General features: G+C 64.7%; 8 protein-coding genes. 7 read left to right on the forward strand and 1 reads right to left on the reverse strand.

Annotated features, from left to right (window positions below; genetic code table 11):
* Window positions 1–16: 16 nt before the first annotated feature.
* Complete coding sequence (locus tag CRD59_RS02445; RefSeq protein ID WP_113853107.1) at window positions 17–2,371, reverse strand: prolyl oligopeptidase family serine peptidase; 2,355 nt, start codon at window positions 2,369–2,371, stop codon at window positions 17–19.
* Between the two features lie 297 nt (window positions 2,372–2,668).
* On the opposite strand from CRD59_RS02445, the gene CRD59_RS02450 reads away from it, so the two are divergent.
* The 7 genes from CRD59_RS02450 to pknB are packed head-to-tail and all read left to right on the forward strand — an operon-like array spanning window position 2,669 to window position 11,784.
* Window positions 2,669–3,376, forward strand: coding sequence for an FhaA domain-containing protein (locus CRD59_RS02450; protein ID WP_113853019.1), 708 nt, complete (start codon window positions 2,669–2,671; stop codon window positions 3,374–3,376).
* A 32-nt stretch (window positions 3,377–3,408) separates the two neighbouring features.
* The gene (locus tag CRD59_RS02455; protein ID WP_113853108.1) at window positions 3,409–3,939 is read left to right on the forward strand and encodes an FHA domain-containing protein FhaB/FipA; all 531 of its coding nucleotides are present in this window, start codon (window positions 3,409–3,411) and stop codon (window positions 3,937–3,939) included.
* A gap of 4 nt (window positions 3,940–3,943) precedes the next feature.
* A complete protein-coding gene (locus CRD59_RS02460) occupies window positions 3,944–5,617 on the forward strand; it encodes a protein phosphatase 2C domain-containing protein (RefSeq protein WP_113853020.1) in 1,674 nt (557 codons plus the stop codon).
* Window positions 5,614–7,128 (forward strand): FtsW/RodA/SpoVE family cell cycle protein, encoded by a 1,515-nt coding sequence (locus CRD59_RS02465; protein ID WP_113853021.1) that lies wholly within the window; start codon window positions 5,614–5,616, stop codon window positions 7,126–7,128. Before CRD59_RS02460 ends, CRD59_RS02465 begins: the two co-directional genes overlap by 4 nt.
* Window positions 7,125–8,588 (forward strand): peptidoglycan D,D-transpeptidase FtsI family protein, encoded by a 1,464-nt coding sequence (locus CRD59_RS02470; RefSeq protein ID WP_113853022.1) that lies wholly within the window; start codon window positions 7,125–7,127, stop codon window positions 8,586–8,588. Before CRD59_RS02465 ends, CRD59_RS02470 begins: the two co-directional genes overlap by 4 nt.
* Window positions 8,585–9,634: a serine/threonine-protein kinase gene (locus tag CRD59_RS02475; RefSeq protein ID WP_113853023.1), complete on the forward strand. Its 1,050-nt coding sequence runs from the start codon at window positions 8,585–8,587 to the stop codon at window positions 9,632–9,634. The genes CRD59_RS02470 and CRD59_RS02475 overlap by 4 nt, the downstream gene beginning before the upstream one ends.
* On the forward strand, window positions 9,631–11,784 hold the full coding sequence (pknB, locus tag CRD59_RS02480; RefSeq protein ID WP_113853024.1) for a Stk1 family PASTA domain-containing Ser/Thr kinase: 2,154 nt from the start codon (window positions 9,631–9,633) through the stop codon (window positions 11,782–11,784). The genes CRD59_RS02475 and pknB overlap by 4 nt, the downstream gene beginning before the upstream one ends.
* Window positions 11,785–11,858 lie beyond the last annotated feature (74 nt).

The raw sequence follows: 11,858 nt of genomic DNA on the forward strand, positions 1-11,858 counted from the left end.
GGCCGCAGGCCGACCCTCAGACCCGCGCCTGGACACCGAGGGCCCGGTACAGGAAGTCCCGCTGGAGGAGCAGGAGGTTCTCGGCCACAATCGGGTCGTTGGTCATGTGGGTGATGCCGGTCAGGGGCAGGACCGTGTGGGCCTTGCCGGCGGCCATCAGGGCCTGGGAGAGACGCAGGGTGTTGGCCACCGAGACGTTGTCGTCGGCGAAACCATGAATCAGCATGAGCGGCCGGCGCAGCTTGGGGGCGTCGTCAATGATGGAATTACGCCGGTAGACCTCCGGATCCAGGCCCAGATACCGCTCGGTGTAGTGGGTGTCGTACAAGGTCCAGTCGGTGGGCGGTGCGCCCGCGCAGGCCGCGTGCACCACGTCGGGCGCCCGCAGCACGGACAGGGCGGAGAGAAAACCGCCATAGGACCAGCCGACCATGGCCACCCGGCTCAGGTCGGCCTGGGGCACCAGGTCGGGCAGGGCCCGGACAGCCGCCACCTGGTCGTCCAGGGTCACCTGTGCCATGTCCTCGAAAATGGCCCGATCCCAGGCGGGTCCGCGCCCGGTGGTGCCGTGACCGTCGGCGGTGAGCACGATGAAGCCCTGGTCCGCCCACCACTGGGACTCCCAGTAGTAGGACTGGCTGAACACCACCTGCTGGAAGCCGGGGCCCCCGTAAGGCTTGAGCAGGACCGGGAGCTTATCCTCACCGGCCCAGGGACTGGACCCGCTGGGCCGCACCACCGCGCCGAAGAGCTGGTCATCCCCAAGGCGCACAAAGTCCACGTTCGGTTTGAAGCCAGGGTCAGCTGCCTTGCTGGAAAGGCGGGCGCAGGCCTCCACCCCGCTCTGGGGGCCGGCCTTGCCGGCGCAAACCAGGGCATCCAGATGCGCGTCCGGCGCCAGAAGGGAATGCCAGGCTGTCACACCCGGCTCCTGCATGGTGCGCCCGGACACGACGATACCCCGCCCCGAGCGTGAAGCCGTCCACACCCCCGGTCGCGGATTGAGCACCGTCAGGCTACCGTCGTAACCAAAGCGTACCAAGTCGAAGGAACGGGGATCGGAGGAAACGACCGCGAGCGCGTCGGTCTCGCCCAGGTCCAGGAGCTCACGCAACTGGCAACCCACAGGCGAAAGGGCCTGCCCGCCCACAGCCAACCGCGTGGTGTCCGCTTCGCGGTCGATGACCGCCTCCGCCAGGCGCCCATCCGGTGTCCACGCAGGCAGGCCTGGCACCAGGTCCAGCCACTGGGGGTCCTCATGCTCGCTGAGGACTCGGCTGGTGAGAGCAGGCAAGGCCTCGATGCCAGCGAAATCCAAAGTCCGGACGCCGATGCCGATGGCGGACTGGGCACCGGGAGCGCTCACATCCAGACCCAACACCATGTCATGGGTCTGCCTCCGGTCCTGCACCAGGAGCAGGGGCGCGTGGCCCTTCTGCCAGCGCACGACGGCCAGGTACTCATAAGCCCGATGGTCCCAGCCGGCCTGTGCCAGGGAGACGGCAGATCCGTCGGACCCGAGCCGGACCAGCAGCAGCCGGACCCGCGCATTGGAGGACAGCGCCCTGGCATAGCGCCGAGCCTGGGCGGGGTGGCTGGGATCGGCGGGGTCGCTGATGTACCAGACCGGTTCGGGACCGGCATCGAAGGCCTCCACCAGCAGGGCATCAGAGTCGGGCGACCACCAGAAGCCCTGGTAGCGGTCCATCTCCTCGCCAGCCACGAATTCTGCCAGGCCCAACCTGACCTCGTCGCCGGCACCCTGATCCAGGCCCATGGCCACGCAGGCCGCATCGGCCGCGAAGTCGGCGCCTATCGTCACGACGGCCAACTCCCGGCCTGTCGTATAGGCCACACGGGTCCCATCGGGAGAGATGACCGGATTGAGGATGCCGTGCCCGGCCGCCAGTTGTGGCGGCAAGGCAAGCGGCCTGGTCTCACCGCCCAATCCGTCCTGAGTCAACTGGGTGAGCCAGAGCCGGCCGCCCAACGCGAATACCAGCCGGTGACCCGCCGTATCGACGCTGTACGCCACAATGCCCCGACCACCCTCACGCGAGCGCTCACGGCGGGCCAGCTCCTCTGCAGGCACCTCCTCCCGGCCGGCGTCAGCCAGGAGCTCCTTGGGGTCGGCCAACAGGACTTCATGTTCATGCTGCTGCCCATCCCGGTCGACCACGCTCATCCACAGGCTGGTCTCGAAGTCCTCGGGACCGTCCGAACGCAGGAAGAAAGCCCGCCGGCCGCCACCGACGACCCGCATCGACCGGGGGGCGCCCAGGGTGAATCGCAGGGAGCGCGCCTTGGCCTGGGGGAAGCGGGCTATCCGGTCGCGGGCCTCCCCCTCCCGCTCTCCAGACACTCCAGGCATCCCTTCACCGTTGCTTCGCTGCGTCTGCTCAACCATGCCGTCCTGCACTTTCCGCTTGGGACTTGGGAACCGGTCACACACCTTCGGCGGACCGTCCCACGCCTCCCGCTTGCACGTTTCGCGCTCTTACGCCGACAGTCTATGGCCCGACCACCCCAAGACCAAGGGTTCAGGTCAAGGGCATAAAAAGCATGCCCGCATATATCCGGAATGAAGAAATTGCAAGCATCGGACCGCTTTTCACGCTTGTTTGCGCGACTTGCGTAGGATGGAGGGGTTACTAGGAAAGGGATGACTATGAGCGTTCTCGATCGTTTTGAGAAGAGCGTTGAAGGCGCCGTGAACGGCGTTTTTTCAAAGTTCGGCTCCAAGGATCTGCAGCCCGTCGATCTGTCGAGCGCCCTCGAGCGCGAGATTGACGCGCAGGCCATGCCTGTCGGTCGCGACCGCACCGTGGCACCCAATGAATACCGTTTCCAGCTCTCCACTCCCGACTTCGACCGGATCGAGCAGTGGGGTTCCGAGGCCCTGGCCAACGAACTCGCCGACAATCTGACCAAATACGCCGAGAGCCAGCATTACGCCTTCGTCGGCCCCGTCGTGGTCATTTTCGAGGAGGATCTGGAACTCAGCAAAGGCGACTTCCATCTGGTCTCCGAGTCCGTGCAGGGCAATGCGGCGCCGGCAACCGCCGCCTCCGATTCCCAGGACTGCCCGGTCCTGGAGATCAACGGCCGCCAGTACCTGCTGACCGCCCCTTCCACGGTGATCGGCCGTGGGTCGGCCTGCGACATCGTGATAGACGATCCGGGCATCTCCCGCAAGCACCTCCAGATCGACATCACCGACAAGGGCGTGATCGCCCGCGACCTGGGCTCCACCAACGGCACCTATGTGGAGGGCCATCAGGTCCCCGCCGCGACACTGCTGGACGGCAACACCATCACAATCGGCCGCACCCGCATCCTGTACTGGGATTCCTCGCAGGAGCAAGCGGGGCAATAACCAGACCTTGACGTAAGGTCGTATTACCTATGCTGACCGAACTTACTTTCGCCATATTGAAATATGGCTTCCTGGCTCTGCTCTGGGTCTTCCTCTGGCTTGTGGTCAGATCCCTGAAAAAGGACATCGAGACCTTTAGCCCCAAGGTGTCACGCACCCAGCGCAGGCGTCAGCGCGCCGCCAGGAAGGCGGTACCGGCGGCCCTGTCGTCACCGGTGGCCCCTCCCGCGCCGAGCCGTCGTGGACATGGCCGGTTCCAAGCCGATGCGGAGCCTTCGCTGCTGGTGGTCATCGACGGCCCATTGGCCGGTTCATCACTTCCGCTGGGCGACCAACCTATCACCCTTGGCCGCGCGGCTTCCAATGCCTTGGTCCTGGATGACGAATTCGTCTCCTCCCACCATGCGCGCGTATACCGTGATCCGGTCTCCAGCCAGTGGGCCATCGAGGACCTAGGATCCACGAACGGGACCGTTGTGGCCGACCAGCGCATTACCGACCCCACGATCCTGCCCTCCGGCACACCGGTGCGCATCGGCGCCACCACTTTCGAGCTGAGGTAGGCCCATGAAAGAACCCCCCGAAGCCAGCCAGAAGCTTTTCATATGCTCCACGACAGTCTCAGACATCGGCTACGTGCGCAGCGACAACCAGGACTCCTCCTTCGCAGGACAGCGCCTCATCGCCATGTGCGACGGCATGGGCGGCCACGCCGGCGGAGACACGGCATCGACCATCGCCATTCGCTCCCTGGCCCACATCGAGCATGACAACCAAGGCGGGGATGCGGGCCGGCTGGCTCAGATGATGGAGACCTCGGTCATCGCCGCACACGATGCAATCGTCGGCAAGGCCAAGCGGGAACACAGCTTGTCCGGCATGGGTACCACAGTCACTTCAGTCGCCTTGGCCGGCGGCTATTGGGTCCTGGCCCACATCGGCGACTCACGCGCCTACCTTCTCCGCGACGGCCGATTGCTGAGGGCCACCCAGGACCACTCTTACGTGCAGCACCTGATCAACACGGGCCGGATCGGTGAATCCGAAGCCAAAAGCCATCCGCAGCGCAACGTCGTGATGCGGGTGCTTGGCGATTTCGACATCGACCCCCACCCGGACATCTCCATCCGCAAAGCCCGCGCCGGCGACCGCTGGATGTTGTGCTCGGACGGCCTGTGCGGCGTACTGGAGGACTCCACCATCCGTGAGGCCCTGTCCACGGTGGCCGACCAGGGCGAGTGCGCCCAGCGCCTGGTCACTATGGCCCTGAAGGCGGGCTCCACCGACAATGTGACCGTCGTGATCGGCGATGCCACCCTCTCCGAAAACCTCTCGGCCATGGACCTTCCTCGTCAGACCCCCTTGATCGGCGGCGCAGCCGCATCCAGCCTGGAGGCTTTGGCCGACATCGTCCATTCGCCTGTGGCCGCCGCGCCCAAACTGCGCCCGGCATCCACCAGCTCGCCGGCCGAGCGGGCCGCAGCACTGACCCAGTCCGCCCAACACGACGGCGACGGTGAGCCCGCGGTGACTTCCAGGGCCGACGACGCCCCGTCCGAAGCCGATACAGTTGCGCTCAGTGAGGACATGGAGACCCGGCACCTGGTCCAGCCCTCACAGGCCCGGGAGGAGTCCGGCGACCGGAGTGTGCCCGACACGGGCGAAATCCCCATCGTGCGCAAGGAGGACGGTTCGGCCACCGCCGACCCCTACGACCCGGATGTGGCCAAAGCCATCCGCAAGGAGCATACCCAGCGTCGCAAGCGTCAGAGGGTCCACAAACGACGGATCAGAGAAATCATAGTGGCCGCGGTGCTGACGGTGCTTGTACTGCTGGGAGGAGGTTCCTGGGGTGCCTACTACTGGAGTCAGCAGCAATACTACCTGGGCAGCGACGGGAATGTGGTCTCCATTTACCAAGGGGTACCCACCAACGTGTTCGGCCTGTCCCTGTCCCACCCTGTCGAGCGCACCGACATCGAGCTGGGCGACCTGCCCACCTCCTGGCGGGAGCAGCTGCGGGAAGGCATAACAGTCTCCAACTACGACCAGGCAAGGGAACACGCTGACCTGATCCGGCATGAGTCCCGCTCCTTCAAGCACGGGCATCAGACCAGCAGGAACGACAGAAGGGACAGGCACGCTGCCGGTGACTCCGCCAGTCCCGGCAGCCCCACCGCAAGGAGCGCTCCGCCGGTTCCCGACGGGGGGGTCGCCGTCAGGCACGGAGGGCTGCTATGACCCTGACCCGCCTGCGCCGCATAGGCCTGCTGCTGTTCGCCTTGGCCCTCGGTTTCATCGCCTTCTTCCAGATGTTCGAACGCACCGTCGGCTCCATCCCCAGCCAGTACATCTTTCTCCTGCCGGTCACAGGACTGCTCTTCGTTGGACTGTGGGCCGTGCTCGAGGTCTTCCAACCCTACGCCAGCCAAGTGATCCTTCCCTGTCTGGTGGTTCTGAGTTCCCTGGGCATCACGGTGATCGCCCGGATCGACATGCATAACGCGAAAATCGGCGAGGCCACCAACGTGGGCGCCACCCAGCTGATCTGGCTGGACCTCGCGCTGGTCCTGTGCGCCGGCCTGGCCATTGCGCTGAAGGACTATAGGGTCCTACGCAAATTCTCATATGTGAGCATGGTCGTCGGCATCGTCCTCCTCCTGTCACCGATGATTCCCCACTTCGGCCGGGAGATCGGCGGCGCCCGCATCTGGGTGGGTGTCGGTTCCCATACCTTGCAACCCGGCGAGTTCGCCAAACTCTTCCTTGCCTTCTTCTTTGCCGCATACCTGTTCGACCACCGGGACCAGCTTGCCGTGGCGGGACCCAAGCTCCTGGGCATGCGCATGCCCAGGCTCAAGGACCTGGGGCCCATCATCGTGGTCTGGATCCTCTCGCTGGGGGTCCTGGTCATGCAGCACGACCTGGGCACATCGCTCATGTTCTTCGCCATGTTCGTCTCCATGCTGTATGTCGCCACCGGCCGCAAGTCCTGGATCGCCATCGGTGCGGTGTTCTTCGTGGCCGGCGCCGTGGCCGCCTCCGTCCTGTTCGCCCATGTAGGCGCACGTGTGGACGCCTGGCTCCATCCCTTCTCTGCAGAGGAATACAACAAGGACTTCGGTGGCTCCGGACAGCTGGTGCGGGGCATCTTCGGCATGGCCACGGGCGGCCTGCTGGGCACCGGCCTGGGACAGGGTCACCCCTGGATCACCCCCCTGGCCAACTCGGACTTCATTTACTCGTCCGTGGGCGAGGAGCTTGGACTCACCGGGCTTCTCGTGGTGCTGGCGCTCTATCTGGTGATCGTGGCCACTGGCATGGTCGTGGCCATGAAAATCCAGGATGGCTTCGGCAAGCTCCTGGCCTCGGGACTGGTCTTCACCATGGCCTTCCAGGTGTTCACCGTGGTGGGCGGCATCACCCTGGTCATTCCTCTGACCGGCCTGACCATGCCGTATATGGCCGCCGGTGGCTCCTCCCTGATCGCCAACTGCATCCTGGCCGTGCTCCTCATCGTCATCTCCAACGCCGCCAACCGCCCGGCCCCGGAGGTCTCCACGGACACCTTCCGCTACGAGGCCCTGGCCGTTTTACGTGAGCATGAGATGGAGCAGCATAGTCAGGAACGGACCGGCCGTCACACGTCTTCGGACGCCGAATCCGGACCAGCGCCCACCCCGACCGCTGAGGCCCTGCCCGTCACTGCCGGGCGTTCCCAGCAATCGCGCCGAAAGGAGGCCAGCCGATGAACAAGTCCCTCCGCCAGCTTTTCACAGCCGTCATCGCCCTCTTCGTGATCCTGGGCCTGTCCTCCACGACGATCATGGGCATCCGCGCCAACACCCTGAACGAAGACCCACGCAACACCCGCGCCCTCTATGTGGAGTACGGAGCGCCACGCGGTGCCATCCTGGCCTCGGATGGCACGATCCTGGCCCATTCCGACCCAATCAACGACTCCTACCAATACCAGCGCAAGTACACTGCCGGCTCCCTGTACGCACCGGTCACCGGCTACTACTCCATCACCAACCGTACGGACCGTGGGGTCGAAAGCTCGCGCAACCAGCTGCTGAGCGGGCAGGCTGACAGCCTGTGGCTGGACAGGATCAGGACCCTCTTCACCGGTTCACAGAACAAGGGTGCCTCGATTGAAACCTCCATCAATCCCAGGCTCCAGCAGGCCGCCTACCAGGCCCTGGGCGGGCAGTCCGGCTCGGTCGTGGCCATCGAACCCTCCACCGGCCGAATTCTTGCCATGGTCTCCACACCTTCCTATGACCCAAACGCCCTGGCTGTCCACGACACGGCAACGGCTTCACGGGCCTTCTCCGAACTGGCCTCCCAGGAAGGCAACCCCATGCTCAACCGGGCCAGCTCCCAGCTCTATCCACCCGGGTCCACTTTCAAGGTGGTTGTAGCCGCGGCAGCCCTGGAGTCCGGCAAGTACAAGGCCGATTCGCAGATACCTGCCGGCCCCGCCTACACACTGCCGGGTACCACGGTCAACCTGACCAACGCCACACCTGCCGGGAACGGCGTGAACGGCCAAATCGCCATGCAGGATGCCCTGGCTTACTCCTCCAACACCGCCTTTGCCCAGCTGGGTGTCGCCCTGGGCGGGGACAGCCTGGGAGACGAAGCCAAGAAGTTCGGGTTCGGCTCCACCATAACCGTGGACGGCACCGACTCCACGGGACGCCCCATGAAGGCCACCGCATCCAAGTTCCCGGCCGACGCCAGCCCGGACAAGCTTGCACAGGCTTCAATCGGACAGGGCGACACGACGACCACCCCAATGCAGAACGCAATGGTGGCGGCCGCTGTGGCCAACGGCGGCAAACTCATGCAACCCACGCTGGTGGACCGGGTGCGGTCCTCCGACCTGAGCGTGCTGAGCGAGACCACGCCCTCGGTCTACTCACAGCCCTTCTCGCAGGAGACGGCCCAAGCCCTGACCGGCATGATGGAGAACGTGGTGACCAAGGATTCACCCAATCTACGAATTCCGGGCATCCAGGTGGCCGCCAAGACCGGCACCGCCCAGATCGGCGTGGGCAACACCTCCAACGACGGCTGGACCATCGGCTTTGCCCCGGCCCAGAAACCCAGGATCGCGGTCGCCGTCGTCGTCCACTCCACCTCCACTTTCGGCGCCGCCTCCGCAGGGCCTATTATGAAGCGAGTCATGCAGGAGGGCCTCAAGTGAAACTGATCGAAGGACAGCTGGTCCATGGGCGATACCGCCTGGACTCGCGCCTGGCTCAAGGCGGCATGGGCGAAGTCTGGCGCGGTTATGACATAGAGCTCAAGCGGGAGGTGGCCATCAAGGCCCTGCGCCCGGATCTCAACTGCGACCAGGTGCGCCTGCAGCGCCTGCGGGCAGAGGCCCATAACTCAGCCAACCTGGCCCACCCCAATATCGCGGCGCTGTTCGGATACTACGAGCACGACGGCATCGGCTTCATCATCATGGAATACGTGCCCAGCGGGTCCCTGGCGACCCTCTTCAAGCGGGAGGGCGCCTTGGACCCGATCGAGCTTCTGCCCATCCTGATCCAGACCGCGCGGGGTCTGTACGTGGCCCACTCACACGGGGTGATTCACCGGGACGTCAAGCCGGCCAATATCATGGTCTCCGACACCGGCGAAGTCAAAATCACCGACTTCGGCGTCTCCTATTCGTCCAACCAAGGGCAGCTGACCCAGGACGGGATGGTGGTGGGCACCGCCCAGTACATCTCGCCCGAGCAGGCCCAAGGCCTGAAAGCGACGCCCCAATCGGACATCTACTCCTTGGGGGTCGTGGCCTACGAAGGCCTGTGCGGGCACCGTCCCTTCACCGGTGCCACGGCGGTGGACATCGCTGCGGCGCATGTGAACGATCCGGTGCCTCCACTGCCGGATTCAGTGGACACCCTACTGAACCAGTTCGTCATGTCCATGCTGGCCAAGGAACCTGAGGACCGGCCCAGGGACGCTTTGACGGTCTCCAGGACTCTCGCCCGAATCGAACAGCGTCTCCTGAACCACCAGCTGGCGGACACCGAGACGATGGACCGGCGAAAGGGTCTACCCCGGCGAATCACCAGCCGGCCCCACAGGCCTGCTGGGATTACCTCCGTGGCACCTACTCTTGTCTACCATCCCAGCATCGGCAATCAAGCCGCCACAAACCTGATCACCGGATTCAATAGCGGGGCACGTATCGTCACCGATGATCCTCGGACAGCAAACGGAGGGGATTCCCTATGAGCATCGCACTACCAGCCTCCCTGGCGGACGGGCGTTACCGACTCGGCCAGCTGATTGGACGCGGCGGCATGGCCGAGGTCCACACTGCCCTGGACACCCGTCTGGGCCGTACTGTCGCAGTCAAGATCATGCGATCGGATCTGACCAACGACGAGATCTTCCTGACCCGGTTCAAGCGCGAGGCACACTCGGTGGCCCAGCTGAACAACCCGAACATCGTCTCCATCTACGACTCGGGAGAGGAAGTGCTCAAGGACGAGGCCGGCAACCAGGAGCGGGTGCCCTACCTGGTCATGGAGTACGTCAAAGGACAGACCCTGCGCGCCATCATCAAGGCGAACGGGGCCCTGAGCCAGCGGGATGCCGAGCAGGTGATGCTGGGCGTGCTGAACGCCCTGGAGTACTCCCACCACATGGGCATCATCCACCGGGACATCAAGCCCGGCAACATCATGATCTCCGAGCAGGGCATCGTCAAGGTCATGGACTTCGGCATCGCCCGCGCCCTGGATGATTCCGCGGCCACCATGACCCAGTCCCAGGGGGTCGTGGGGACGGCCCAGTACCTGAGCCCGGAGCAGGCCCGCGGTGAGAACGTGGACATGCGCTCCGACCTCTACTCGGCAGGCTGCGTGCTCTACGAAATGCTGACGGGACGGCCTCCCTTCAACGGTGATTCGGCTGTGGCGATCGCCTACCAGCACGTCTCCGAAGTGGCCACACCGCCCTCCGCCATCGTGCCCGGCCTACCCAAGATGTGGGATTCAATCTGCGCCAAGGCCATGGCCAAGGACCGCCAGAACCGTTATGCGACCGCCGGCCTGTTCAAAAACGACATCATGGCCTTCATGAACGGCGGCACACCGGTGGCCGCAGCCTTCAACCCCTTGACCGACCTGGCCAATATGAAGGCCCGCAAAGCCGCCGAGGAGGAAGCCGCCACGGCTGCCCTGCCCCCTGCCGGCGACGAGACTGCAGCCACCCAGGCCATGACGCCGCTGGGGGCCGGCAACCCGACCCTGGCCGGCGCCGCCGTACAGACCGCGGCCCAAGCCAAGACCCGCAAAGCCGCCGCCGACGCCAAGAAGCGCAAGAAGAAAATCATCATCTCCTCGATCGCCGCCTTCCTGGCCCTGGTCCTAGTCGGCCTCGGAGCCTGGGGCTTCCTCAACCGGGACAAGCGCGACGAGGCCACCGTGCCCACGATCAACACCCAGATGTCCAAGCTCCTGGCCCGTGAGAAGATTACGACCGCAGGCTTCAAGTACGAGCAGAAGGACGACCCGGACTCCTCCGAACCTGCCGGCACCTTCACCAAGCAGAGCCCGAAGGGCGGCTCCAAGGCCAAGAAAGGTTCCACGGTCACGGTCTGGTTCTCCTCCGGCCCCCAGTCCAGCAAGATCCCAGATGTCAAAGGTCTGGATCAGGAGGCGGCTCGGTCCAAGCTGGAGAAAGCCGGCTTCAAAGTCAGCCCCTCCGCTTCTATCGAGGATTCTGCGGATGTGCCCAAGAACAAGGTGACCCGCACCGACCCGGCCAGCGGTCAGTCCGTGCCCAAGGGCTCCTCGATCCTGATTTATATCTCCTCAGGCATGACCAAGGTCCCCGACGTGACCGGCAAGAAACTGGATGAGGCCAAGAACTACCTCCAGCACTTCAACATCACGGTGCAGAAACAGCATTCGGACACCGTTCCCAAGGACTCGGTCATCTCCACCGACCCGGGCGCCAACGCGTCGGTGCCCCAGGGCTCCATGATCACCGTGAATGTCTCGGACGGCATGGCGGTCAAGGATGTAAACGGCAAAACACTGAGGGAGGCCAAGCAGATCCTGGGCGGCATCAAGCTCGCCGTCAACGGCCCTTCGGATGATTCAGCCGTTGTGACCAGCCAGACCCCGGGCGCCGGGTCCACGATCGACAAGGACAATGACACGGTGACTGTGACGACCGAGCCCGGCAAGGCCGACGTGCCTTCTTACGACACGTCCACCACCCTGGGCGCCTACAAAGCCCAGCTCCGGGCGGCGGGCCTGAACAATTATCAGGTGCGCGGCCCCTCGGACGACTCGGCCAAAGTGACCGGGGTCACTCCGGGCGGCTCGGTCGACAAGAACACGCAGATCACGATCACCACCTCCTCCAATTAGCCCATGGCTGAGGACGGCCGATAGGCTATGGCCCAGGAGCCTTAGGGCCACGGCGATTCCGGCGCTCCCGGCGA

Origin of the sequence: Bifidobacterium xylocopae (genome assembly GCF_003315615.1) — a bacterium.
Taxonomy (GTDB): domain Bacteria; phylum Actinomycetota; class Actinomycetes; order Actinomycetales; family Bifidobacteriaceae; genus Bombiscardovia; species Bombiscardovia xylocopae.

What these genes read in the sequence shown, in the direction of transcription:
- CRD59_RS02465 (WP_113853021.1), top strand. Translation starts at nt 5,614, where the DNA reads ATGACCCTGACCCGCCTGCGCCGCATAGGCCTGCTGCTGTTCGCCTTG.
- CRD59_RS02460 (WP_113853020.1), top strand. Translation starts at nt 3,944, where the DNA reads ATGAAAGAACCCCCCGAAGCCAGCCAGAAGCTTTTCATATGCTCCACG.
- pknB (WP_113853024.1), top strand. Translation starts at nt 9,631, where the DNA reads ATGAGCATCGCACTACCAGCCTCCCTGGCGGACGGGCGTTACCGACTC.
- CRD59_RS02470 (WP_113853022.1), top strand. Translation starts at nt 7,125, where the DNA reads ATGAACAAGTCCCTCCGCCAGCTTTTCACAGCCGTCATCGCCCTCTTC.
- CRD59_RS02445 (WP_113853107.1), bottom strand. Translation starts at nt 2,371, where the DNA reads ATGCCTGGAGTGTCTGGAGAGCGGGAGGGGGAGGCCCGCGACCGGATA.
- CRD59_RS02450 (WP_113853019.1), top strand. Translation starts at nt 2,669, where the DNA reads ATGAGCGTTCTCGATCGTTTTGAGAAGAGCGTTGAAGGCGCCGTGAAC.